This is a genomic window from Superficieibacter sp. BNK-5 (assembly GCF_047456055.1).
Lineage (GTDB): Bacteria > Pseudomonadota > Gammaproteobacteria > Enterobacterales > Enterobacteriaceae > Superficieibacter.
In genome coordinates, this window is record NZ_CP179893.1 from 3032934 (window position 1) to 3058258 (window position 25325).

The following is a 25325-nucleotide window of genomic DNA, read 5'->3' on the forward strand; positions in this document are numbered from 1 at the left end:
CGCCGGGCAGCGCGGGGCAAAGGCGCTTTTATTACCCTTAAGGCTTCGCCATCGCTTTTTCGTTTTTCTCCCTGAGCTTTTTCGCCCGGCTTTCCAGCACCAGATATCCCACCAGCGCCAGCAGCAGCGGGGCGATATAGTAGAGCATCCGGTACGCCAATAGCGCGGCGATGATCGTGCCCTGTGAGGTATGTTCGCCTGCCAGCAGGGCGATGAAAACCGCCTCCAGCACGCCAATCCCTGCCGGTATGTGCACGATAACCCCGGCAATACTACTGACCAGCAACACGCCGAGAACAAAGAAGTAGTTCACATCCTGGCCCAGCAGCAGCCAGATAATCAGCCCCATCACCATCCAGTTGATACTGGAAATCACCATTTGCGCGATGGCGAATTTCCACGATGGCAGCACCAGCTTCTGCCCCTTAATGGTGATATGACGACGCTTCGCAAAAGCGCAGCCCCACATATAGACCACCACCAGCAGCAGTAACACGATACCGACAATCCGCAGCGTACCTTCATCGATATACCAGTGAGAAGGGAGCTGGACCACGCCAAAGGTAAATATCAACCCACCCAGCAGGATATAGCCCAGCCAGTTGGTCGTAATGCTCAGCGAAAAAATGCGCGTGATAGTACTGCTCGGCAGGCCCAGCCGTGAATAGAGCCGGTAGCGCATACCGATGCCGCCAACCCAGGTACTTAACGTCAGGTTAAAGGCATAGCAGATAAACGACACCAGCATGACCTGCCGCTTCGCCAGCTTATGCCCGCAATAGGCCCGGCCCAGCAGATCGTAAAAGCCGTACATCACATAACTGACAATCACCAGCGCCACGGCGCTCAGCAGAACAAGGCGGTTGTAATCGCGGATCACCTTCCAGACATCTTCCCAGTTCACCTTTTTGGCATACACCACCAGCAGTACCGCCACGGCAATAAAAAACAGCCAGGTGAGAATTTTTTTCGCCAGCCGCCAGCGAGGATGTGATTTAGCCATCAGGATTTCACTCCGGAATTTTCGGTATCGACGCGATCCTGCGTTTCAAGCTCCGGTTGCACCGGGGGATCAACCTCTGCCAGCAGTGGCGTATGCGCCGGAAGCCAGCCCACCAGCGCCGGAAAATGACGCAGGAAGTGGAACACCACCACGCTCTTGCCCAGATTCCACCAGGTCCGCTTCGGCATCATGGTTTCATCCACCAGCTTGCAATCTTTGCTAATAATGGCATTCAGATTTTCCCGCAGCGTCTGATTAAATTCCCGGTCATGGATAATCAGGTTGGCTTCAAGATTCAGCGACAGACTAAGCGGATCCAGGTTGCTGGAGCCGACGGTGGCCCAGTGATCGTCCATCAGCGCCACTTTACCGTGCAGCGGACGACGGCAGTATTCATAGACGTCAACACCGCCTTTAATCAGGTAGTTATACAGCAGACGTGCGCCGACTTTGACAATCGGCATATCCGGCTCGCCCTGAACGATCAGCTTAACCTTAACGCCACGACGCGCGGCATTACGCATCGCGTGCAGCAAACGGTAGCCAGGGAAAAAGTAGGCGTTGGCGATAATCACTTCCCGGCGGGCATTAGCCAGCATTTTAAGATAATGGCGTTCAATATCGTCGCGGTGTTCTTCGTTATCGCGCCAGACAAACAGCGCCTGTGCTTCGCCAGGTTTATGGTTTTCCACTGCGCGGTGACGGCGTCGCCACCAGCGGCGCACCGAGGCATTGCCCGGCAGGTTTTCAACTTCAAATTGCAGGATATCCTGTACCACCGGGCCTTCAATGCGAATGGCATAATCCTGCTTAGCCTGCGCGCCATAGCTGGACATATGCTCGTCGGAATAGTTAATTCCGCCCACGAAGGCAATGTCGGTGTCGATAACCACGATTTTGCGGTGCATGCGGCGAAAGACGTTGGTACGCATACCCATCATTCGCGGACGCGGATCGTAATAGCGGAACACTACACCCGCTGCCGTCAGTTGGTTAACGAAGTTATCGCTCAGATCCGGTGAACCATAACCGTCCAGCAGTACGTCAATCTTGACGCCACGCTGAGCCGCCCGCAACAGCACCGCGTGCAGTTGCTTACCCACTTCATCTTCAAACCAGATGAAGCTTTCGAGAATAACCCGACTTTTGGCATCATCAATAGCTGCATGTACCGCCGGGTAAAACTGGTCGCCGTTCTCCAGTAACTTGATGCGGTTTCCCTCTCGCCAGTCACATTTCATAGGTGGATCTCCGCACTCAGGGGGGCATGATCGGACAGGTGACGCCAGTGGCGTAAGAGTAGCGCTGAAGGACTACTGGCGTGCGCGTTCTTCACATAAATACGATCAAGGCGTAATAAAGGAAAACTCACGGGGAATGTGCGCGCGGGTCGTCCTTTCGCCCGGCTAAATATCTCCTCCAGGCCCGCCCGGGATTTCAGTGGGTAATTGGCCTTTTGTCGCCAGTCATTGAAATCGCCAGCCACTACTACCGGTTCGCCTTCGGGAAAGGTATTTACCCAGTCAGCCAGCATGGTGAGCTGTGCCTGACGATGAGCTTCACGTAGCCCCAGATGAACGCAAATAACATGAATCGGATGATCGAGATCCGGTGGGGCAATTCGGCAATAAAGCAGACCGCGCTTTTCACTGCCCTCAACAGACACGTCGCGATTCTCATAATGTTCAATAGGGTAGCGTGATAGCACCGCGTTGCCGTGATGGCCTTCCGGATACACGGCGTTGCGGCCATACGCAAAATCGCTCCACATGGTATCCGCCAGAAACTCATAATGGGTGGTATCCGGCCAGTTTTCCACGTGCAGCGGATGCACTTCATGTGCGCCCATCACTTCCTGAAGGCACACGATATCGGCACCTACAGTGCGTACCGCATCACGCAACTCAGGCAAAATAAAGCGTCGGTTAAATGCGGTGAATCCTTTGTGTGTGTTAATCGTCAGTATTTTTAATGAAAAATGTCGCGCGTGTTGGGTCATAATTCTCCTGCCAGCGTCACTGTCCTGTTTAAAATAGTGTAGTAGGCGTCACAAAAAGATGCGTTGTTACGGAATTTTCCGTAAAGTCCGGTAGTCTGAGATATCAGTTAAAAATTCTTCAGGAGAAATGCCATGAAGTGGCAACAACGTGTTCGTGTCGCAACGGGTCTCAGTTGCTGGCAGATTGTGTTGCATTTGCTGATTGTGGCGCTATTGGTTGCCAGCTGGATGGGCGGCATAATGGTCCGTGTCGGGCTGGGTTTATGCGTGGTTTACAGCGTGACGGTAGTGCTGATGCTGGCGTTGCAGCGCCACCATGACAGGCGCTGGCGCGACGTTGCTGATGTCCTGGAAGAGCTGACCACCACCTGGTATTTTGGCACCGCGCTGATTGTGCTGTGGCTGATCTCCCGCGTCGTGCAAAATAATCTTCTGCTGGCCGTCGCCGGGCTGGCGATCCTGGCCGGCCCTGCGGTGGTTTCCCTGCTGGCGAAAGATAAAAAGTTAGGCGATCTTGCGGCGAAACATCATATACGCCACTGATCCCGTGGTGGCCGCTATCACCAGTAGCGGCCACAGGCTTCCCCAGATAATCTCCAGACTCGCATCCTTCAAATAGATCTGCTTGGTAATATCGGTAAAGTGGCGGATCGGATTGACCCACGTCAGGTTCTGCAACCATACCGGCATGTTCTCAACGGGCGAAACGTAGCCGGAAAGCAGAATGGCGGGCATCATAAAGACGAATACGCCGATAAACGCCTGTTGCTGCGTCGAGCACAGCGATGAGATCAGCAGCCCAAAACCGACCAGCGACAAGCCATAGATAATCATCGTGAAGTAAAACAGCCCCAGCGATCCGGCGAAGGGGATATGGTAGGCCCAGATGCCGACAGCCAGGACCACTGAAGCCTGAAAGGTTGCCACCACCAGCGCCGGTACCGCCTTGCCGATAAATATTTGCCAGGTTGCCAGTGGCGACACCAGTAGCTGATCCAGCGTTCCCTGCTCGCGTTCGCGCGCGACGGAAAGCGAGGTGACAATCATCACGCCGATGGTGGTGATCATCGCAATCAGCGATGGCACGATAAACCATTTGTAATCCAGATTCGGGTTGTACCAGTTGCGCACCACCAGCTCGCTGTTGTTTGGCTTCGGCTGGTTTTCGGTAAGCTCCAGTTGATAGTTTTTGACGATCTGCTGGAGGTAGTTGGCGGCGATTTGCGCACTGTTTGAGTTGCGCCCGTCGAGGATGAGCTGCATGGGGGCGGGCTGGAGGGCGTCAAGATTGCGTGAGAAATCCGCCGGGAAGCGCACCAGCAGCAGCGCCTTTTGCCTGTCCAGCGTCGGCTGGATCTCCTGCGGGCTTCTCAGCAGCAGGACATGGGTAAAGGCTTTCGCACGGGCGAAACGCTGGGTTAACTCAATAGCATGTTTACCGTTATCTTCGTTATAGATAGCGATAGTAGCGTTGCTGACCTCAAGCGTGGCGGCAAACGGAAACAGAAATACCTGAATCAGCACTGGCAGGATCAGAATGGCGCGCGTCTGCGGCTCGCGTAGCAGCGACTGTAGCTCTTTGCGAATCAACGTCCATAAGCGATAAAACATAGCGTCTCCTGTTAACACCATCAATCCAGCCGCCGTTTGGTTTTCATCCACGTCAGCCCGATAAACATCACCGCCGAGGCAATCAAAAACAGCACGTTTATCACCAGCACCGTGGGGATATTCCCCGCCAGAAACAGGCTTTGCAGCGTATTAACGAAATAACGCGCCGGGATGATATAGGTCACCACCCGGATCGCCTCGGGCATACTGTCTATCTGGAAAATAAACCCGGACAGCATAATCGAGGGTAAAAACGCGGCGTTCAACGCTACCTGTGCGGCGTTAAACTGGTTGCGGGTAATGGTGGATATCAACAATCCCATTCCCAGTGTGCTGAGTAAAAACAGGCTGGTGGTAATAAACAGTACCAGCAGCGAACCGCGGTACGGCACGCCGAGAATAAACACCGATACCAGCATGCACAGCAGCATCGCCAGCATACCGAGAAAATAGTAGGGAATAAGCTTACACAACAGCAGTTCAGTGCGCGTGACCTCGGTCGAGAGCAGCGCCTCCATCGTGCCGCGTTCCCATTCGCGTGCCACCACCAGCGAGGTGAGGATCGCACCGATTACCGTCATAATAATGGTCACCGCCCCCGGAATGATAAAGTGCTGGCTGATCGCCGCCGGGTTGAACCAGTAGCGGGTCTGCACATCAATCAACGGCTCAAAGGTTTCCCCCGATCCTCCGCCCGCTGCATTTGCCAGATCTGCCAGATCCCCTCGACATAACCCTGCACAAAGTTGGCGGTATTCGGCTCGCTGCCGTCGGTAATCACCTGAATCGGCGCCTTATCACCGTCGCGCGCCATCTTGCGCGCAAAGTCTGTCGGGAGCACCACGATCCCGCGAATGCGTCCGGCCTGCATCAGCTCAACAAGCTGCTGGCGACTGTCGCTGATGGTGGCGTCGATATACGGCGAGCCGGTCATGGCGTGGGTGAAGTCCAGCGCCTCTTCGCTGTGTTGTTCAAGCAAAATACCGACCCGCAGCTTGCTGGAGTCAAGATTAATACCATAGCCGAAGATAAACAGCAGCAGCAGGGGGATCACCACGGCAATCAGCCAGGTGCTCGGATCGCGGACGATTTGCCGCGTCTCTTTGACGCACAACGCGCGGACGCGTCGCCAGGAGAGGGCGCTACTGCTCATCGGCATGCTCCTTATCCCAGTTATTGATAAGCGTGATAAATGCCTGCTCCATGGTTGGGTCACTCTGCTCATCGTCGGCGGCCTGGGCTTTCAGGTCGTCCGGCGTGCCGTGGGCGATGAGCTTGCCGCGATACACCAGCCCGATGCGATCGCAGTATTCCGCCTCATCCATAAAGTGCGTCGTGACCATCACCGTTACCCCTTTTTCCACCATGCTGTTAATGTGCAGCCAGAATTCGCGGCGGGTAAGGGGATCGACGCCGGAGGTCGGCTCATCAAGAAACAGAATATCCGGCTCGTGCATTAGCGAGCAGGCCAGCGCCAGCCGTTGCTTAAAGCCCAGCGGCAGCGCGTCGGTGGCGTGGCTGGCGATGCTTTTCAGGCCGAACGCCTCGCTCATGCGGGAGATTTTTTCATTCTGCGCGCGCCCCCGCAGCCCGTAGACGCCGGAGAAGAAACGCAGATTTTGCTCGACGGTCAGGTTGCCGTAGAGGGAAAATTTCTGTGCCATATAGCCCAGATGCTGCCGCGCCTTGCCGGAACTGACCTTGAGATCCATATCCAGTACCAGCGCTTTGCCGGAGGTTGGCACCAACAGGCCGCACATCATTTTGAAGGTGGTGGATTTTCCCGCGCCGTTCGGCCCCAGCAGGCCAAAAATCTCTCCACGCTTGACGGTAAAATCCACGTGATCGGTAGCAGCGAAATCCCCGAACTTTTTAGTAAGCTGTTTCGCCTCAATCACCGTTTCGCCCGGTGTCCCCTCGACCGTATGCAGGATCGCGCCCAGCGGCGACTCAGCGGTGCCCGCGCCGCCCAGCAGATCGATAAACGCATCTTCAAAGCGCGGCGATGTTTCGCGCATCTCGACGTCCGGCATCCCTTCTGCACGGCGAACGTCTTCGGGGGCCGCGTCTTTTTTCAGGATCAGCCGCACCGATTTCCCCTGAATCATGCCGTCGCTGACCTGCGGCAATTTCAACGTCCGCTGTAACAACTGACGGTTATTTTCCTGCGGGCTGTGGAGTAAAAAACTGCGTCCGCCGATAGTCTGGGTCAGCGCCTTCGGTTCACCCTGATAGAGCAACTCTCCCTCGTTCATCAGCAGCACGTCGCGGCATTGTTCTGCCTCGTCAAGATAGGAAGTGCTCCAGAGGATCAGCATGCCGTCGCCCGCCAGTTCATGCACCATCTGCCACAGTTCGCGGCGGGAAATGGGATCGACACCGACGCCCGGCTCGTCCAGGAGCAATACTTTTGGCTCACCGACCAGGGTGCAGGCCAGCCCCAGTTTTTGTTTCATTCCGCCGGACAGCTTGCCCGCTAATCGGCCGGTAAACGGCCCCAACGAGGTAAATTGCAGCAGGCGTTCGAAGGTTTTCTGCCGGGCGTCGCCGGTGATGCTGCGCAAATCGGCGTACAGCGTCAGGTTTTCCATCACCGTCAGATCTTCGTACAAGCCAAACTTTTGCGGCATGTAGCCGAGCACGGCGTGCAGCGCGCTATCATCGGTAATCGGATCTAGGCCGATGACGCTGGCGCTGCCGCCGTCGGGTTTCAGCAGACCGGCCAGCATCCGCATCAGGGTAGTTTTGCCTGCGCCATCGGGGCCGACCAGCCCGGTGACGTAGCCTGCGCGGATCGTGCAGTCCAGCGGGGCGACGGCGGGTTTATCCATCCCGGCAAAGCGTTTTTCCAGCCCGTTAAGGGTGATAAGCGCTTCACTCATCAGCCGCGTCCTGATTGAATCTCAGCGTGACGGGCATCCCCTGACGCAGGGCATCGTCGGCGTCCGTCACAATAATTCGCATCCGGTAAACCAGATCGGTGCGCAGATCCGGCGTCTCCACGGTTTTTGGCGTGAACTCCGCCGTCGGCGAAATAAAGCCAATTTTACCGTGGTAAGGCTTATCCGGACGACCATCGGTATAAAGCAGAATTTCACGGCCCGGCTGCGCCTGATGCAAATTGCGCTCATCCACATAGGCACGTACCCACACCGGACGGGTGAGCGAAAGGGTAAGTACCGTGCTGCCGGCGTTTAACATGCTGCCCGGTTCCACGGCGCGGGTTAATAGCGCACCGCCGGCGGGGGCGATAAGGGTGGTATCCTGCAAATCCAGTTCGGCCTGCGCCAGCTGTGCCTGCGCCTGTTCCAGGCTGGCTTTCGCCTGAGCGATTTCCTGTGGCCGATTACCGGCGCGGAACTGGCTGAGTTTATCCTGGGCGGATTTCAGGCTGGCCTGCGCCTGATCGCGTGAGGAGCGGGCGTTTTCCAGATCGTTGGCCGAAATAGTGCGGCTTTTCCATAGCCCTTGCTGGCGCTGATAAAAGTTCTGCGCGTACTGATACGCCGCCTGCGCCTGATTAACCGCCGCGCTGGCCTGAGCAATTTCTTCCGCCCGATAACCTGCCATGGTGAGATCGTATTTTGCCTGGGCAGTAGAAACGTTGGCTTTGGCCTGCATCAGCGCATTTTGATAAGGCGCACGATCCAGTTCGCCCAGCACCTGACCCGCCTGAATAGTATCCCCTTCATCCACCTTAAGCGTAGCCAGCCTGCCACCCACGCGAAAGCTCATATTCACCGTGCGAATATCCACGTTGCCATACAGGGTCAACGGCTGATTCTGCCTGCTGTGATACCACATCCAGCCACCGCCGATGGCGGCCAGCAATACCACGACAACCAGCGCAATAACGACAGGTTTTTTCATGACGTCAGGCTCCTTTGGATAAACCATGCAGAATAAGATCGATATGGCAGGAAATGGTCTGGAAAATCAGCCCAGCTTTCTCCTCATCAAACTGTGACCAGCCTGTGCGCAGAAGTATGGTTTCACGTACCAGACGGAAGGCGAGGATTTCACCGAGCAGGGCATGGGTATGCAAAATCGTGCGGGTATCTGTGGCATCCAGCCCGGTATACGCGGCAATCAGCCGGGTGAAATGCGTATGCATCGGGGCGATCACCTGGTCATGAATGAGCCGGTAGGCGGCAGTGGGAGAGAGCTGCTCGCGGGAGATAAATTTGCTCAGGTTCACGGTTTCATCGCGGGTGAGCAGGGCGATCATATTTTCACAGGCGTTGAGGATCAGCCTGTGAACCGCGTCTTTGTCTACGGTCGGCTGGGCCAGCAGCTTCTCCGCGGCCTCGGTATGGGGCTGAAACTGCACGCTGATAAAGTCCGCGATCCACTGGGCGCAGGCGAGGTACAGATCGTCTTTAGAGCCAAAATAATAGGGGATCGCCGCAATATTTTGCCCGGCCTGAGCCGCTATCTCGCGGGTCGTGGCATTAAGCCCATATTCGCCAAACTGCGCCAGCGCCGCGTGAATAAGCTGGCTTTTAGCCTGTTCGCCTTTGGTGGTGGCTGGAGTGACGTTCATCGGATGCTCATAATATTAATCAATCGATTGATTAATATTATGATGGATTTTTAAGCTTGTCCATTCACGGCAGGCATTTTTATCAGGCGAACTTCAGCGTTGTGAAGGGGGTGATATTTCATGATAAATTATGCCGTATTAACATTATTGAGGGTCTGACGTGGCAGATTATGATGCATTCCCCGAGCAGCGGTTATCGCTGATCGAGCAGATGCTCACCGAAACGGGGCGCGTAATCGGGGTCGATCTGGCGCGTAAACTGGGCGTCTCGGAGCATACGGTCCGCCGGGATCTACAAGAACTCGCCCGGCGAGGGATCTGCAAAAAAGTTTACGGCGGTGCCGTCAGTCAGATTAAACAATCCGCACTTTTTGACGTGCGGGCCACGCAAAATATCGAAGAAAAATCGCGCATTGCCAGACGATGCGCAGAAATGATCGGGCCAGATAGCTGTATTTTTATTGATGCAGGCTCCACCTACCTTCAGATGGTCGAATTTATCCCCGCTGCGTTGACGCTGACCATCGTCACCAATTCACCGCAAATCGCCACCGCCCTCAGTAGCCGCCGCAACGGCGAGGTCATTCTGCTGGGCGGCAAGATTAACCCGCTGACCGGAAGCACACTCAGTTCGGATACGGTGAAGCAAATCCAGGGGATAATTTTCGATCAAACGTTTATTGGCGTTTGCGGGCTTGATCCCCAGGCAGGACTGAGCGCGGTTTACTATGAAGATGCCTGCTTCAAAAAAGAGGTGTTAAGCCAAAGCAATGAGGTGATTGCGGCGGTCACGGCAGATAAAATGTCCCAGGTGGCCCGCTATAAAGTCGCCTCCTGTGAAGATATCGACATTGCAGTGGTAAGTACCGACACCAGTATCGCTGATTTTACCCACGTCGATATGCGCATCGACATTGCTACATAATCGGTAAAGAGGCTGTGCCATATGATGATAATTTATGCGTGATGTCGCTCGCTGACCGGCAGAGGCCTTACGTCAGGTGGGATATTTATGCGCCACGTCACAAAAACTGCTACACTCCGCCCCTTCATGACATTGTGGTTTTTGTCATCTGCCTTATTGCTATCGCCCTGAAAACTACACCGGTAACGGTCAGGGTGGTATGGAGCTGTTATGTCTTTTGATTCCCTTGGCCTGAGCCCTGAAATTCTGCGCGCTGTTGCAGAGCAGGGATACCGTGAGCCGACTCCCATTCAGCAGAAGGCGATCCCCGCCGTGCTGGAAGGCCGCGATATTATGGCCAGCGCCCAGACCGGGACGGGTAAAACCGCCGGATTTACGTTGCCGTTGCTTCAGCATCTTTCAAAACGAGCGCCGGCAAAAGGGCAACGCCCGGTCCGCGCCCTGATCCTGACGCCTACCCGCGAACTGGCGGCGCAGATTGGTGAAAACGTCCTTGAGTACAGTAAATACCTCAACATCCGTTCCATGGTGGTGTTTGGGGGCGTAAGCATTAACCCGCAGATGATGAAACTGCGCAGCGGCGTGGATATTCTGGTCGCCACGCCGGGCCGCCTGCTGGATCTGGAACATCAGAACGCGGTCAAATTAGACAATATTGAAGTGCTGGTGCTCGATGAAGCCGACCGTATGCTGGACATGGGCTTTATTCACGACATCCGCCGCGTGCTGGCTAAACTGCCGGCGAAGCGTCAGAACCTGCTTTTCTCCGCCACCTTCTCCGACGACATCAAAGGTCTGGCCGAAAAGCTGCTGCATAATCCGCTGGAAATTGAAGTGGCGCGCCGTAATACCGCTTCTGAGCAGGTGACTCAGCATGTGCATTTGGTTGATAAGAAACGCAAACGTGAACTGCTGTCGCAAATGATCGGCGAAGGTAACTGGCAGCAGGTGCTGGTCTTTACCCGTACCAAGCATGGCGCTAACCACCTGGCGGAACAACTGAATAAAGACGGGATCCGCAGCGCGGCGATCCACGGCAATAAAAGCCAGGGCGCGCGTACCCGGGCGCTGGCCGACTTTAAATCCGGCGATATTCGCGTACTGGTTGCGACCGACATCGCGGCGCGTGGTCTGGATATCGAAGAACTGCCGCACGTCGTGAACTACGAGCTGCCAAACGTGCCGGAAGATTACGTACACCGCATTGGTCGTACCGGGCGTGCGGCGGCGACCGGCGAAGCGTTGTCGCTGGTTTGCGTTGATGAGCATAAATTGCTGCGCGACATTGAGCGCCTGCTGAAAAAAGAGATCCCGCGCATTGCGCTGGCAGGCTACGAGCCGGATCCTTCGATTAAAGCGGAGCCGATTCAGAATGGTCGTCAGCAGCAGCGTGGCGGTGGCGGCGGTCGTGGACAGGGCGGCGGTGGTCGCGGTCAGCAACAGCCTCGTCGTACCGACGGCGGCGCGCCGAAAGGCAGAGGCCCGCGCAGCAATGACGGCAAACCGGCCGGCGAAAAGCCGCGTCGTCCCCGTCCGCGTAAACCTTCAGCAGTATAATTCTCAGGCCGGACCATCCGGCCTGTTTCTTTTCAGCCAGGGGCGTCTTTTCTGAAGAGACGTTGTCACTTTGCGGCCGGGTAGTTAACATAATACTCTCTACAGGGAGCATCGTTAATGATTGATAAACACTCTACCGTGCCGGTCTATCTGCAACTTGAACAATATCTTACCGGGCAAATTACCGCAGGGTTGCTGCGTCCCGGTGATGCCATCCCTTCCGAGAATGAACTCTGTCAGCAGTTCACTATTTCCCGCATGACCGCGCGTAAAGCGGTGGATTATCTGGTCCGGCAGGGCAAAGTCGAACGTCGGCGCGGGCAGGGAACATTCGTTGTACAGAACAGCAAAAATCTGCGCATCTCACTGCCGCTCGATCGCCATCTTTCCTCCAGCGAGGCCACGCTGGGGCTGGATGAACCGGTGGTTAATCGCCTGATATGCCTTATTCGCCAGCCGGTAACGGCAGAAATTGCGCATACGCTCCTCCTTACACCGGGCGAGGATGTCTGGTTTATGAAGCGGTTACGGCTGGTGGGCGATATTCCCTTTGTTTTTGAGCAGTCGTGGATGATCGCTCAGCCCTTTGCCGATTTAAGTGAAGCCGATCTGAATGCGTCAAAATACGCGTATATCAGCCGCAAAGGTTTTACCGTTGAACGGTCTGAAAAGGAGATCCGCGCCGAGCTTCCTTCGCAGGAGGTGCGCGATATGTTAGGCATTAACCGCGACGAACCGGTGCTGCATGCGACCTCTGTTGCCATGCTACGCGACAACACCCCCTTTGAAATCTCAGAAATTTACTACAACCAGCAGCATTACCGCTTTACCCTCACCGCTGCGCGTCCCTGATCGCACCCGCTGATGATTATGTGATCAATCTCCTGTTTTTAAATTAGTGGGCTAGACAACTATACATGTAAGTCATCTATACTCGACTTAACACGTAGTCTGTTAAGCCACTTCTACCTTACAGGGAATGCGATATGAGTCGGGCAGGTGAGTTTTTACAAGATTTAGGTAAGGCATTAATGATGCCAATCTCGGTGATCGCCGCCGCCGGTATTTTTCTTGGTCTGGCGGCGGCCTTGCAGAATCCGGCAATCGTCGGCGAAAGCATTATCCATGCTGAAATGATGCAGCAGGTGATTGGCTTTATTCGCAAGGTCGCCGGGGCCTTATTCGCCAATCTACCGCTGCTGTTTGCCATTGCCTGTGCGATTGGTCTGGCACGCGATGAAAAGCCGACGGCGGCGCTCTCAGCGGTCATTGGTTTTATTACTTTTCACGTTGGGGTTAATTACAGTTTGCTGGCGCAGGGATTAACGCCAGAGACGACGTCGGCGGCGGCTTTTATGGCGAAAGGCTATAGCCAGACCGAGGCGGTGATGTATTCCGCGGAATTTGCCAACACCCTCGGTATTTTTTCCTACCAGATGAGTGTCCTCGGCGGGGTGATCGCCGGGATGGTAACGGTGATTCTGCATAACCGCTTTTATACGATTACACTCCCGGCGGCCATCGCCTATTTTGGTGGCCGCCGCTTTGTTCCCATTATTACGGTTATTGTTCTGCCGCTGGTGGGCGTTTTAATGTCGCTGGTATGGCCGGTGATTGCCAGCGCGATTATCCATCTCGGACAATTTATCGGTGAGTCTGGCCCATTTGGCACCTTTATCTATGCCTTCACCGAGCGCATCTTAATACCCACCGGGCTGCATCATATTCTTAATGAAACCGTGCGCTTTACGCCGGTCGGCGGCATGGTTAATGTCAATAACGAAAGCGTCATCGGTGCGCTCTCCATATTTAACTACGCGCTGGCCCATCCTGGTGCGCTGGCTGACGATATTACCCGCGAAGCCACGCGCTTTCTGGCACAGGGCAAAATTCCGGTGATGATGTTTGGTCTGCCCGCCGCCGCGCTGGCGATGTACCGCTGCGCGAAGCCGGAGCATAAACAGCGGGTGAAAGCCTTAATGATGGCCGGCGCACTGGCCTCATTCACTACCGGCATTACTGAGCCGCTGGAGTTCAGCTTTATCTTTGTCTCGCCGCTACTTTTTATTTTCCACGCCGTTATGACCGGGCTGTCGTTTGCCTGCGCGCAACTGCTTGAGATGATGATCGGCAATATTCAGGGCGGATTGATTGATTTTATTGTCTTTGGCGTATTGGGCGGCGCGAAAACTCACTGGTGGTTTAGCCTGCTGCTGGGCGCTATTTGGGCACCGGTCTACTACTTCGCCTTTAAGTGGATCATTTTACGCACCAACGTCAAAACGCCAGGCCGCGAAGAAGAAAGTGCGGTGCCGGTAGCCAGTGCCAGGGAATTACCGGCGGATGAACATAGCGCGCATATTATTGCCGGCCTCGGCGGTCAGGAAAATATCCAGCAGGTCGACTGCTGCTTCACTCGCCTGCGGGTAAAAATAATCGATATGCAAAAAGTCGATGAAGCCGCGCTCAGGCGCAGCGGTGCCAGCGGGTTTATCCGCGCGACGGATAATGACATTCAGGTTATTTACGGGCCGCAGGTAGAAAGCATTGCCAGCGCGGTGAAACAACATTTACTCGTTCAACAGACGCAATAAGAGAACTGATGATGAAAAAACATTTTAATATCGTATTAGTCGGTGGGGGTTCCACATGGACGCCGGGATTATTAAAAGCGTTATGCAAACTCAAGGCGCGTCTGCCCTTAAAAAAACTGGTGATGTTTGACGTGAATAGTGAACGCCAGGCGGTGATTGGCGACTACGCTAAAGTCTTATTCAGCGAAGAATATCCGGAACTGGAATTTACCTATACCACCGACGAAGAGGTCGCGTTTAATGATATGGATTTCATCTTCTGTCAGATGCGCACCGGCGGCTATGCGATGCGCGAGAAAGATGAAAAAATTCCGCTAAGCCTTGGCGTTATCGGGCAGGAAACCTGCGGCGCAGGCGGCTTTGCCTACGGTATGCGCTCCATTCGCGACATGATTGCGCTGGTCGAGAAAGTCCGCGCCCGTTCGCCGCAAGCCTGGATCCTTAACTACACCAACCCGGCGGCAATCGTGGCGGATGCCCTGAACAAGCGTTTTCCACAAGATAAACGCATCCTCAATATCTGCGATCAGCCGGTCAACCTGCTGCGCTCTTACGGACGCCTGCTGAACCGCGACCCGGCAACCTTCGATCCGGTCTATTTTGGCCTCAACCACTTCGGCTGGTTTACCCATCTGTATGATGAAAACGGCAATGACCTTGTCCCGGAACTGAAGGCCTATATTGCCGCCAACGGTTTTAAACCGGCGGACGCCGAACAGCGCGATAAATCCTGGCTGGAAACCTACGCGGCAGTGGCCGATATGCTGCGTGATTTCCCGGATTATCTGCCGAACACCTATCTGCAATATTACCTTTACCCGGAGTATAAATTCTCCAAACTGGACCCCAACTTTACCCGCGCCAATGAAGTGATTAACGGGCGCGAAAAGCGGGTCTTTGAAGAGTGCCGCACCGCAGTTGCCGAAGGGACGACGCGCAACGTACACGTGGTACACAACGACGCGCACGGCGACATGATCGTCGAGCTGGCCGAAGCTATCGCCTTCAATCTGAAGAAAAAATTCATTGTGATGCTGCCCAATAACGGACTGGTTGAGAACCTGGATGACGATGTTATGGTCGAACTGACGGCAGAAATTGGCTGCAATGGGCCGCGTCCGTATGGCGTAGGGAAAATCCCGACCTTCTACAAAGGGCTGATTGAGCAGCAGTTTGCTTATGAACGGCTGACCGTTGAGGCGTGGTTTGAAGGCTCCTACACTAAAGCCCTACAGGCGTTGACGCTTAACCGCACGATCGTCGATGCGAAAAAAGCACGTCAGGTACTGGATGCGCTGATTGAAGCGAATAAAGAGTACTGGCCGGAGCTGCGTTAACGCCTTTCCCCTCTCCTGTGAGGGAGAGGGAACCCGTTTAAACCTGTGAATTATTTGCGAGTTGCTTTCCACAATTCCAAAAACCCATACCCCGGCAGGCTGAAAAATGGCACAATAGTGGCTGTTTATACAGTATCTCAGGTTTTACGATGGCCCTTACTCCCGCGCTAAAAGCGCAAATCGCTGCCTGGTATAAGGCGCTGCAACAGCAAATCCCGGAGTTTATCCCGCGTCCGCCGCAGCGGCAGATGATTGCTGACGTGGCGAAAACCCTCGCCGGCGAGGAAGGGCGGCATCTGGCGATTGAAGCGCCGACGGGCGTCGGTAAAACGCTGTCATACCTGATCCCCGGTATTGCGATTGCCAGGGAAGAGCAAAAAACACTGGTGGTCAGCACCGCCAACGTGGCGCTCCAGGACCAAATCTACAGCAAAGATTTACCGCTGCTGAAAAAAATCATTCCTGAGCTGCGCTTCACGGCGGCATTTGGGCGCGGCCGCTACGTATGCCCACGTAATCTCACCGCCCTCGCCAGTACGGAAGAAACCCAGCAGGATCTGCTGGCCTTTCTTGATGATGAGCTGACGCCAAATAACAAAGAAGAGCAGCAGCATTGCGCGACGCTAAAAAGCGATCTCGATAGCTATAAATGGGATGGCCTGCGCGATCATACCGACCGCGCCATCAGTGACGATCTATGGCGACGTCTGAGCACCGACAAAGCCAGCTGCCTGAACCGTAACTGTCACTACTACCGGGAATGCCCGTTTTTTGTTGCCCGGCGTGAGATCCAGGAAGCGGAGGTGGTGGTTGCCAATCACGCACTGGTGATGGCGGCAATGGAGAGCGAAGCGGTGCTGCCAGAAGCGAAAAATCTGCTGCTGGTGCTCGATGAAGGCCATCACCTGCCCGATGTCGCGCGCGATGCGCTGGAAATGAGCGCTGAAATTACCGCGCCGTGGTATAGGCTTCAGCTCGATCTTTTTACCAAACTGGTCGCAACCTGCCTTGAGCAGTTTCGCCCGAAAACCCTGCCGCCGCTCGCCACGCCCGAGCGCCTTAACGCCCACTGCGAAGAACTTTATGAACTGATTGCCTCCCTGAATGCGATTCTGAATGTATACCTTCCGGCTACTCAGGAGGCGGAGCATCGCTTTGTGATGGGGGAGTTACCGGAAGAAGTCATGACCATTTGTCAGCGGCTGGCAAAACTGACCGAGCTGCTGCGCGGGCTGGCCGAGGCGTTTCTCAACGATCTGGGTGAAAAAACCGGTTCGCACGATATCGTTCGCCTGCACCGGGTGATCCTGCAAATGAACCGTGCGCTGGGGATGTTTGAGGCGCAGAGTAAACTCTGGCGTCTGGCCTCGCTGGCGCACGCCTCCGGTGCGCCGGTGTCAAAATGGGCGACGCGGGATGTCCGTGAAGGGCAAATGCATATGTTCTTTCACTGTGTTGGTATCCGCGTCAGCGATCAGCTGGAAAAATTGCTCTGGCGCAGCGTGCCGCACATTATCGTTACGTCCGCCACGTTGCGTTCGCTCAACAGTTTTTCCCGTTTGCAGGAGATGAGCGGCTTAAAAGAGAAGGCGGGCGACCGCTTTGTGGCGCTGGACTCGCCCTTCAACCACGTGGAGCAGGGCAAAATTATTATTCCGCAGATGCACTATGAGCCGCTGATGGAAAACGAAGAGCAGCACGTTGCCGAAATGGCGGCGTTTTTCCGTCAGGAGCTGGAGAGCAAAAAGCATCGCGGTATGCTGGTACTGTTTGCCAGCGGTCGCGCGATGCAGCGCTTTCTGGAGCACGTTACCGATCTGCGTCTGCTGTTGCTGGTGCAGGGCGACCAACCGCGCTATCGGCTGGTGGAGCTGCATCGCAAACGGGTGGAAGCTGGCGAGCGCAGCGTGCTGGTCGGGCTGCAATCTTTTGCCGAAGGGCTGGACCTTAAAGGTGAGCTGTTAAGCCAGGTCCATATTCATAAAATCGCTTTTCCGCCTATCGACAGTCCGGTGGTGATCACCGAAGGTGAGTGGCTGAAAAGCCTGAAGCGTTATCCGTTTGAAGTACAAAGCCTGCCCAGCGCCTCTTTCAATCTCATTCAGCAAGTGGGACGCTTGATCCGCAGCCACAGTTGCTGGGGGGAAGTGGTGATTTATGATAAACGCCTGCTGACGAAAAACTACGGTAAGCGGCTGCTGGATGCGTTGCCGGTGTTTCCGATTTCCCAACCTGTCGTGCCTGACGTTATAGTTAACAAAACCAAAACAAAACCAACTCGTCGCAAACGACGTTAATGATGTGAGCCGCAGGAGGACGTTGGATGGATTACCGCAAGATCATCAAAGAAGTGGGGCGGGGGAAAAATCACGCCCGCGATCTGGATGTCGACACCGCGCGAGAGCTGTATACCCGGATGCTTAATGGCGAGGTGGACGATCTCGAAATGGGCGGCATTCTGATTGCCCTGCGTATCAAGGGCGAGGGTGAAGCCGAGATGCAGGGGTTCTATCAGGCAATGCAAAAGCAGGTGATGCGCCTGACGCCACCGGTGGCGAAGCCAATGCCCGTTGTTATTCCGAGCTACAACGGGGCGCGAAAGCAGGCCAATCTGACGCCGCTGCTGGCGATCCTGCTGCATAAGTTCGGCTTTCCGGTGGTGGTTCATGGGGTGAGTGAAGATCCCGGACGCGTGCTGACGGAAACCATCTTTTCCCTGCTGGGCATCGAAGCCACGCATCATGCCGGGCAGGCGCAGGCGAAACTCGACGGCTCGCAGCCGGTGTATATTCCGGTCAGCGCATTCTGCCCGCCGCTGGAAAAACAGCTGGCGCTGCGCTGGCGAATGGGCGTGCGTAACAGCGCGCACACCCTGGCAAAACTGGCAACGCCGTTTGCAGAAGAGGCTGCGCTGCGTCTCTCCAGCGTTTCACATCCCGAATACGTCACCCGGGTGGCGCAATTTTTCACCGATATTGGCGGGCGCGGATTGCTAATGCAAGGAACTGAAGGTGAAGTGTACGCCAGTCCGCAACGTTGCCCATCGATCAGCCTGATCGACGCGGGCGGCGTGCGGGTTATCAGCGAACGTCAGGAGCTCACAGCAGACAATGTGCCATCGCTGCCGGAGAGTAAAGATCCTGAAGTTACCGCGCGCTGGATTGAGCGCTGCGTCAGCGGCTGCGAGCCGGTGCCGCAGTCATTAAAAACTCAGATTGCCTGCTGCTTATTAGCAACCGGCGAAGTGGATTCTCTGGCGTCCGGGCTGGCCCGCGTTGCGCAGAGTTACTAAGCTGACGCCAAAAAAAGCCCGTCCAGCATGGACGGGCAAAAAGGGTAACAAACACAGAGTCAATAATGAGGGTTAATGCGCCCCGCAAGTGGGTGGCCAGCGGGTCAGGTCAAAACAAAGCCGCAATTAGTTATAGATAACCGCAGTGCCGCTCATTTTGTTGTTACCGTTGGTAGAGGTGATGCTATAGCCTTTTGCACCAGCGGCAGCAGCTTTCTCTGCCAGACGTGCTTCCAGGCCATCCAGCGTAGTCGCGCCGTTAGCGGAGACCACGCCGACTTTACTCATGTTTTGTGCCTGAGCCGGATTGACGGCTTCAGCAGCAAAAGCACCAAAGGAAAGGGTAGAAAGAGCAATAGCAGCAACAGCATATTTGATGGTTTTCATAGTTAATCTCTCGCAGGTTATTCTGTTAATGTGACGATGTTCCGTCGATGTGATAAGTATCACGCTTTTTTTCGAGAGATAAAATCGAAGAGAATTGACGACGTTGTTCGAAAAATTTGATGGAATAATAATTTATTGATTATTAATAAATTATTTTCGGCTTTTGGGATGAAAGGAAGATGAGCACGGCCAGAAAAAGTTTAAAGGCACAGTTTGCTACTCTGGACTTTAAAATCCGTGCTCGTAAAGTTACCTTGAGAAGCTGTCAGTATCGGCAAAGAATAGTCAGCGTAACTGGCTATCCTTTGAACCACGGCGATTATATCCTGAAAATTTCGCATTTTTTAAATCTTTCTTCTGTTGACAGTTGACGCACAGCCGCACGCCGGGAATTGCTTTACGACGTGCCTCCGGAATACGTTCATCGCATTCTTCACAAAATTCGACGCTTTCACCCGTTGGCAGGTCACGACGCGCGCGTGCAACCGCATCTTCAATGGTACTGTCGATTTGATCCTGTACAGCACCGTCATTTGCCCAACCTGATGCCATTTTTACCTCCTGAGATTTACTTCATTATAGCAAAATGGGGTCAAATTTTGTGCAGACAAGGGCGCGGCGCGGGGTTTTAGGACCATTCGCGGCAAGCCATATAAGGCATAGGGATGAGTGAGAAGGGTAAAAATTATTCCTGACGTGCATCCGGGCGGATAAGGTCAAAGCGATGAGCTTCATCAATGCTGTAATACGCTGATGGCCCTCCCGCCCGCAGCACTGGCTGCGCTTTGGCGGTCTGATAGATACCATCCTCCAGCAGCGACTCATCAATATGTACCGCCACCACTTCCCCCAGTACCAGCCAGGTGTCTACCGCCGTGCCGTCCGCGCCGGTGAGCTGAATGCACTGCGACAGACGACATTCGAAGTTGACCGGGCTTTCTGCCACGCGCGGGGCGCTGACGAGGCGGCTGGCCGCAGGCGTCAGTCCGGCGCGTAAAAACTCATTCTCGCCGTGCGGCAGAGTGGCGGAGGTTTCGTTCATCTGACGCGCCAGCGGCAGGGTGGTGAGATTCCAGACAAACTCTTTGGTCTCGACGATATTGCGCACGCTGTCTTTCCAGCCGCTACTGGCAAAACCGATAATCGGTGGCCGATAATTAAAGCAGTTGAAAAAGCTGTACGGAGCCAGATTGGCCTTCCCTTGCGCGTCCTGCGAGGCGATCCAGCCAATAGGACGGGGGCCAATAATAGCGTTAAGCGGATCGTGCGGCAGGCCATGCCCCTGCGACGGCTGATAAAAATACATAGTTTTCCTCAGCAAAAAACGGATTTCTCCAGACTCACTTATTTACCCGCCCGGCGTCAACGGGTATCTTACGCGGCAATCGACAGGAGAAAGCTATGAATGCCCAGAAACCGGGATTACACCCGCGTAACCGCCACCGTGACCGCTACGATCTTCCCACCCTCTGCGTCGCGTGCCCGGAGCTTGCTGAATTTATCACCACCAACCCCTCCGGCGAAGAGACCATTAACTTCGCCGAGTCGCGGGCCGTTAAGGCACTGAACAAAGCGCTGCTGATGCATTTTTACGGCGTGCAGCAGTGGGATGTCCCGGACGGTTTTCTTTGCCCGCCGGTGCCGGGAAGGGCGGATTATATTCATCATCTGGCCGACCTGCTGTCAGAAACCGGCGGTGAAATTCCCCGTCAGGCCAGCGTGCTGGATATTGGTGTTGGCGCTAACTGTATCTACCCGCTGATTGGCGCGTATGAGTACGGCTGGCGCTTTACCGGCACCGAGGTCAATGCCGAGGCGTTTGCCAGCGCCCAGGCCATCGTGAACGGCAATCCGGGCCTGAACCGTAGCATTCGTCTGCGTAAACAGAAAGATGAAGCGGCTATTTTTCGCGGCATCATTCATAAAAACGAACAGTATGACGCCACTATTTGTAATCCGCCGTTTCATGACTCCGCCGAAGCGGCGCGCGAAGGCAACGAGCGCAAGCGGCGTAATCTGGGGCAAAAGCAGGCTGATGCGCGTAACTTTGGCGGCCAGCAGCAGGAATTGTGGTGCGAAGGTGGGGAAGTGCGCTTTATTCAGCAGATGATTGAAGAGAGCAAGTCGTTCGCCCGTCAGGTGATGTGGTTTAGCTCACTGGTGTCCCGTGGTGAAAACCTGCCGCTGTTGTATCCTGCGCTGACGGCAGCAGGGGCGGTCAAAGTAGTGAAAAAAGAGATGGCCCAGGGACAAAAGCAGAGTCGCTTTATCGCCTGGACCTTCCTCGACGAAGACCAGCGCCGTCGTTTCCTGGCTCGCGCCCGCTAAAGCGTCGGCTCGGCAGGCGGCTGGGGAGCCACGCCCGTTGGCGGCATGGTTCCCGGCTGCTGCATCGTTGCCCCTGGCGATGGCAGGATCTGCCAGGTTTGCACCGGGGCGCGAACATCGGCCCGGTCGAAATGTTTTTTCACCTGGCTGTCCAGTGCGAAACGAACGGTCCACTGTTTCAGCGGCTGGGTAGTAAACGAGACGCGCAGGGTAAAGGCGGTGTTAGTCAGGCCGACAATGCCTGCAAACGACGGCTCGCCAATCACCAGCGCGCGAATATCGGGCATTTCCATCAATTCGTTCACCGCCTCTTTCAGCGCCTGATTCGCTTTATCGGCATCCTCATGACGATCGACGTCATAGTTCGCCACCACCGATCCGATGCCGCGCACGAAGTTGGCGAAGGTGGTGATCGAGGACCACGGAATAATGTGGTACGCGCCGGTATCCTGACGCACTCCGACCGAGCGAATCGACATCCGTTCGACCGTGCCAGTCAGTGGCCCAATAGTCACCAGATCGCCGGTGTTCATCCCGTTCTCAAACTGGATAAAGACCCCGGTGATAATATCTTTCACCAGCGTTTGTGAACCGAACGAAATAGCCAGCCCCAGCGCCCCGGCACCCGCCAGCAGCGGGGCGATATTCACGCCGATTTCAGAAAGCACGATCATGATAGTGATGGTACTGATAATCACCGCCAGCGCATTACGGAACAGCGTCAGCAGCGTGCGGGTACGGGCGCTCGGTAGCGGGCGACCGTGAATATCGGAAGACAGGCGATTTTCGATCAGGCTTGCCAGCACCGTCCAGCCCACCGCCGAGAAGAACAGGATCAGCGCGATGCGGATCAGAATATCAACGGTCCTCTCACCCGCGCCGTTGTGCAGCCAGTTCCAGAAATCAAATAGTCCCCACGCGCTGAGTAGCAGCATAATCGCTACGCAAACCACCAGAATGCGCGCGGCTTTCAACGCCGTGGAAAGCCAGCCGTTAAGCCGTTTTTGCAGTTCAGGATAGTTGCGCTGCGTTTGAGGGGACAAAGTAATGCGTTTGGCGATCCAGCGCGAAAGGATGCCGGACGCGAACGCGCCCAGGCCGATAATCGCCAGACTGCGTACCGTGGCACCCATCATAAATTTCAGGCTATTACCTGGATCAAAGAGGGAGAAGAAGAACAGCACGATAAAATAAGCGGTGGCCAGCCAGTGCCACACCAGGGCAAAGGCGCGGATAAACAGACTAAAAAATGAGAGCGAGCGCTCGGCCAGATGCAGCAAATCCTCGGTGATTTTCTGTTTGTTATGGAAAATCAGATACAGCGCCCACAGCGTAATACACAACATGATCGCCACGTTCGCCATCGCCCCGAACTGGACATTGACCTGATTGGAGATAATCGGCACCGCCACGATGAGCCCGTAGCCAATTAAGCTACTGAGCGCGCTCAAACGCAGATTCCAGTAGTGGGCCGACGCATCGGTGATTGAAAACGGACGCAGCTCAGGGACGCGCGGAGAGAATATCAGGCGCAGAATCGCTTTGAAAAACTCGATCAGGGCAAAAGCGCTAAGGAACAGACTCTGCTGGAACGCGATGGTTTGGCTGCCGGAATTGAAATTATCAATCAGGATTTGGCCGACAAAAAGCGCCAGTGCCAGCAGCGATAAATCGATGATAAACGCGCCGATGATCATGCCGGGAAGCTGGAGCCAGTTGCCGTGCTCGCGATTTTTTTTGCGTCCCCAGCGGCCCATTCTGCGATAAAGCGGTAGCGCGGCGATGCGGATCACCGCGTAGAAGGCGAAGACCATGCCTGCCAGCATCAAAAAATGGGTGAGCGCATTGGTAAACGTATGGGGATTGAAAGCCTTGTGCGGGGATCCGGTGATATTACGATAAAGCTGGGCAAAGCGGGAGGAGAGTTGTTCGCCATAATAACGGCCTACGGTAGTGACGTTTTCCAGCACCGTTGTCTCTTCTTTTGCCTCCGGCGGCGCAATGGCAGGGACCGGTTCCGGCGGTGGCGTAGCGGCCACCTGACGAAGCTGTTCAATCAGCTCGTCGCGGGAGGTGTCGTTAGCCAGGACGTCAGCCAGTGCGGCATAAGCCGCTTTTTTCTGCGCGAGATCCGGCTCGCTGGGCTGGTTTTTTTCGTCCTTCGCTGCCGGGGCGCTGGTAGTGACGCCTGGGATCGTCGCCGCGTGCAGCGGGGCGCTAAGCAGACTGATAAGTAGCAACACAATCCCCGGCATGAGCTCCTCCGATGAGAATCTATAACAAAATGATAAGTATAGAACCCCATAATGGCATGGCGGGAATTGAGAACATTCTGGAAAACCCGCCCCGAAAGGGGCGGGTCAGGGATCAGGAGACGTGCTGCAAAAATTCCTGCAGGCGCAGGCTGGGTGGATTTTCAATCAGCGTTTGTGGATGACCATCTTCGGCAATCCGCCCCTGGTCAATAAAAATCAGACGCGAAGCTACCTTTTCGGCGAAGCCGATTTCATGGGTCACGATAACCATCGTCATGCCTTCTTCTGCCAGATCCTGCATCACTTTCAGCACTTCGTGGCGCAGCTCCGGGTCGAGGGCAGAGGTTGGCTCATCAAACAGCATCATCTTCGGTTTCACCGCCAGCGCACGGGCAATCGCCACGCGCTGCTGCTGGCCGCCGGAAAGCTCTGACGGATAATGGTGCGAACGTTCAGCAAGGCCCACTTTCGCCAGCAGCGACAGTGCCAGCTTCTCAGCCTCCGCTTTTTTCGCTCCGCGCACCCGCAGCGGGCCGAACATCACGTTTTCCAGCGCCGTCAGATGCGGGAACAGATAGAACTGCTGGAACACCATCCCGGCTTCCTGGCGAATTAAACGATCGTCCACTTTCGGATCGTTTACCTTCAGGCCGTCAACAATTAGCTCGCCGCTGGTAATCTCTTCCAGCTTGTTGATACAGCGCAGCAGCGTCGATTTTCCCGAACCTGACGGGCCGATAATGACCACCACTTCGCCCTGGGTGATGTGCAGATCAATATTGTGCAGCACTTTAGTGGGACCAAAATGCTTGGAGACGTTTTTAAATTCAATCACAGGATTTTCATCCTTTTTTCAAGACGGCGCAGAACGAAGCTCAGAACCAGAGTGATGATCAGATAGATGACGGCGACAGCGCTCCAGATCTCCAGCGCACGGAAGTTACCGGCAATAATCTCCTGCCCCTGACGCGTCAGTTCGGCAACGCCGATGACGATAAACAGGGAGGTATCTTTGATGCTGATGATCCACTGGTTACCCAGCGGCGGAAGCATACGGCGCAGCGCCAGCGGCAGAATGACGTGGCGGATGGTTTCGTATCGTGACAGACCCAGTGCCAGCCCCGCTTCGCGAAAACCTCTGTGAATCGACAGTACCGCACCACGGGTGATCTCCGCGATATACGCCCCGGAGTTGATCATAATGGTGACCACCGCCGCGCTGAAGGGATCGATGCGCAAATCATTAAAGGCCATCGGCAGTGCAAAGTAGATAAACATCACCTGCACGACAATCGGGGTGCCGCGAATGATTTCAATAAACACCAGGGCGATGAAATTAATGATCCTGCCACCGAAAGAGCGGGCAAACCCCGCCAGCAGACCAATAATCAGACCGCCTGCAAGGCCAAGGACCGAGATCCACAGCGTCATTTTGGCCCCTTCCAGCAAAATCGGAATGGCAGGCCAAATGGCACTCCAGTCAAACTCCATAAT

At 55.1% G+C, this 25325-nt stretch carries 22 protein-coding genes and 1 pseudogene; 9 read left to right on the forward strand and 14 right to left on the reverse strand.

Translation table 11 applies throughout. From position 1 onward, the window contains the following. Positions 1–37: 37 nt before the first annotated feature. Genes ACMGGS_RS14565 through ACMGGS_RS14575 form a run of 3 tightly spaced genes read right to left on the reverse strand, consistent with a single transcriptional unit; the run spans position 38 to position 3002 of the window. Positions 38–1003, reverse strand: a complete 966-nt coding sequence (locus tag ACMGGS_RS14565) for a lysylphosphatidylglycerol synthase transmembrane domain-containing protein (RefSeq protein WP_414163218.1) — start codon at positions 1001–1003, stop codon at positions 38–40. Beyond that, a complete protein-coding gene (clsB, locus tag ACMGGS_RS14570) occupies positions 1003–2244 on the reverse strand; it encodes a cardiolipin synthase ClsB (protein ID WP_414163219.1) in 1242 nt (413 codons plus the stop codon). Before clsB ends, ACMGGS_RS14565 begins: the two co-directional genes overlap by 1 nt. Further along, entirely contained in the window at positions 2241–3002 is a 762-nt protein-coding gene (locus ACMGGS_RS14575; protein ID WP_414163220.1) for an endonuclease/exonuclease/phosphatase family protein, read from the reverse strand. The genes clsB and ACMGGS_RS14575 overlap by 4 nt, the downstream gene beginning before the upstream one ends. A 132-nt stretch (positions 3003–3134) precedes the next feature. On the opposite strand from ACMGGS_RS14575, the gene ACMGGS_RS14580 reads away from it, so the two are divergent. After that, positions 3135–3545 carry a YbhQ family protein gene (locus ACMGGS_RS14580; protein WP_414163221.1) on the forward strand — a complete coding sequence of 137 codons (411 nt, stop codon included), beginning with the start codon at positions 3135–3137 and terminating at the stop codon, positions 3543–3545. On the opposite strand, the gene ACMGGS_RS14585 is transcribed toward ACMGGS_RS14580, so the two are convergent. The 5 genes and pseudogenes from ACMGGS_RS14585 to cecR form a co-directional block, all read right to left on the reverse strand. Next, positions 3507–4613 carry an ABC transporter permease gene (locus tag ACMGGS_RS14585; RefSeq protein WP_414163222.1) on the reverse strand — a complete coding sequence of 369 codons (1107 nt, stop codon included), beginning with the start codon at positions 4611–4613 and terminating at the stop codon, positions 3507–3509. The two genes, ACMGGS_RS14580 and ACMGGS_RS14585, sit on opposite strands and share 39 nt — an antisense overlap. 20 nt (positions 4614–4633) lie before the next feature. After that, a pseudogene (locus ACMGGS_RS14590) lies at positions 4634–5766 on the reverse strand (ABC transporter permease). Further along, positions 5756–7495 carry an ATP-binding cassette domain-containing protein gene (locus ACMGGS_RS14595; protein WP_414163223.1) on the reverse strand — a complete coding sequence of 580 codons (1740 nt, stop codon included), beginning with the start codon at positions 7493–7495 and terminating at the stop codon, positions 5756–5758. The pseudogene ACMGGS_RS14590 and the gene ACMGGS_RS14595 overlap by 11 nt, the downstream one beginning before the upstream one ends. After that, on the reverse strand, positions 7488–8483 hold the full coding sequence (hlyD, locus tag ACMGGS_RS14600; RefSeq protein ID WP_194205521.1) for a secretion protein HlyD: 996 nt from the start codon (positions 8481–8483) through the stop codon (positions 7488–7490). Before hlyD ends, ACMGGS_RS14595 begins: the two co-directional genes overlap by 8 nt. Positions 8484–8487: 4 nt before the next feature. Next, complete coding sequence (gene cecR / locus ACMGGS_RS14605) at positions 8488–9156, reverse strand: transcriptional regulator CecR (RefSeq protein ID WP_414163224.1); 669 nt, start codon at positions 9154–9156, stop codon at positions 8488–8490. Positions 9157–9316: 160 nt separating this feature from the next. On the opposite strand from cecR, the gene ACMGGS_RS14610 reads away from it, so the two are divergent. The 7 genes from ACMGGS_RS14610 to ybiB all read left to right on the forward strand — a co-directional run bounded on the left by ACMGGS_RS14610 (position 9317) and on the right by ybiB (position 18861). Further along, positions 9317–10081, forward strand: a complete 765-nt coding sequence (locus ACMGGS_RS14610; RefSeq protein ID WP_414163225.1) for a DeoR/GlpR family DNA-binding transcription regulator — start codon at positions 9317–9319, stop codon at positions 10079–10081. A 210-nt stretch (positions 10082–10291) separates the two neighbouring features. After that, the gene (gene rhlE / locus ACMGGS_RS14615) at positions 10292–11638 is read left to right on the forward strand and encodes an ATP-dependent RNA helicase RhlE (protein WP_414163226.1); all 1347 of its coding nucleotides are present in this window, start codon (positions 10292–10294) and stop codon (positions 11636–11638) included. Between the two features lie 117 nt (positions 11639–11755). Next, a complete protein-coding gene (locus ACMGGS_RS14620) occupies positions 11756–12490 on the forward strand; it encodes a GntR family transcriptional regulator (protein ID WP_414163227.1) in 735 nt (244 codons plus the stop codon). A gap of 134 nt (positions 12491–12624) precedes the next feature. Then, on the forward strand, positions 12625–14232 hold the full coding sequence (locus ACMGGS_RS14625) for a PTS transporter subunit EIIC (RefSeq protein WP_414163228.1): 1608 nt from the start codon (positions 12625–12627) through the stop codon (positions 14230–14232). An 8-nt stretch (positions 14233–14240) separates the two neighbouring features. Then, positions 14241–15569, forward strand: a complete 1329-nt coding sequence (locus ACMGGS_RS14630; protein ID WP_414163229.1) for a 6-phospho-alpha-glucosidase — start codon at positions 14241–14243, stop codon at positions 15567–15569. A gap of 149 nt (positions 15570–15718) precedes the next feature. Next, complete coding sequence (gene dinG, locus ACMGGS_RS14635; RefSeq protein ID WP_414163230.1) at positions 15719–17866, forward strand: ATP-dependent DNA helicase DinG; 2148 nt, start codon at positions 15719–15721, stop codon at positions 17864–17866. A gap of 26 nt (positions 17867–17892) precedes the next feature. Then, the gene (gene ybiB, locus ACMGGS_RS14640; protein WP_414163231.1) at positions 17893–18861 is read left to right on the forward strand and encodes a DNA-binding protein YbiB; all 969 of its coding nucleotides are present in this window, start codon (positions 17893–17895) and stop codon (positions 18859–18861) included. Positions 18862–18987: 126 nt separating this feature from the next. Here the strand turns inward: ybiB and ybiJ are convergent, their stop codons facing one another. The 3 genes from ybiJ to ACMGGS_RS14655 form a co-directional block, all read right to left on the reverse strand. Continuing rightward, complete coding sequence (gene ybiJ, locus ACMGGS_RS14645; RefSeq protein ID WP_414163232.1) at positions 18988–19248, reverse strand: DUF1471 family protein YbiJ; 261 nt, start codon at positions 19246–19248, stop codon at positions 18988–18990. Between the two features lie 285 nt (positions 19249–19533). Further along, positions 19534–19800, reverse strand: a complete 267-nt coding sequence (locus tag ACMGGS_RS14650; protein WP_176920544.1) for a DksA/TraR family C4-type zinc finger protein — start codon at positions 19798–19800, stop codon at positions 19534–19536. 133 nt (positions 19801–19933) lie between these two features. After that, positions 19934–20554 carry a flavin reductase family protein gene (locus ACMGGS_RS14655; RefSeq protein ID WP_194205530.1) on the reverse strand — a complete coding sequence of 207 codons (621 nt, stop codon included), beginning with the start codon at positions 20552–20554 and terminating at the stop codon, positions 19934–19936. Between the two features lie 95 nt (positions 20555–20649). Between ACMGGS_RS14655 and rlmF the strand changes: the two genes are divergently transcribed. Further along, a complete protein-coding gene (rlmF, locus tag ACMGGS_RS14660) occupies positions 20650–21576 on the forward strand; it encodes a 23S rRNA (adenine(1618)-N(6))-methyltransferase RlmF (protein WP_414163233.1) in 927 nt (308 codons plus the stop codon). Here the strand turns inward: rlmF and ybiO are convergent. The 3 genes from ybiO to glnP all read right to left on the reverse strand — a co-directional run bounded on the left by ybiO (position 21573) and on the right by glnP (position 25322). After that, on the reverse strand, positions 21573–23831 hold the full coding sequence (gene ybiO / locus ACMGGS_RS14665) for a mechanosensitive channel protein (protein ID WP_414163234.1): 2259 nt from the start codon (positions 23829–23831) through the stop codon (positions 21573–21575). The two genes, rlmF and ybiO, sit on opposite strands and share 4 nt — an antisense overlap. Before the next feature lie 112 nt (positions 23832–23943). Next, complete coding sequence (gene glnQ, locus ACMGGS_RS14670; protein WP_176920548.1) at positions 23944–24666, reverse strand: glutamine ABC transporter ATP-binding protein GlnQ; 723 nt, start codon at positions 24664–24666, stop codon at positions 23944–23946. After that, entirely contained in the window at positions 24663–25322 is a 660-nt protein-coding gene (gene glnP, locus ACMGGS_RS14675) for a glutamine ABC transporter permease GlnP (protein ID WP_176920549.1), read from the reverse strand. Before glnP ends, glnQ begins: the two co-directional genes overlap by 4 nt. Positions 25323–25325: the final 3 nt, after the last annotated feature.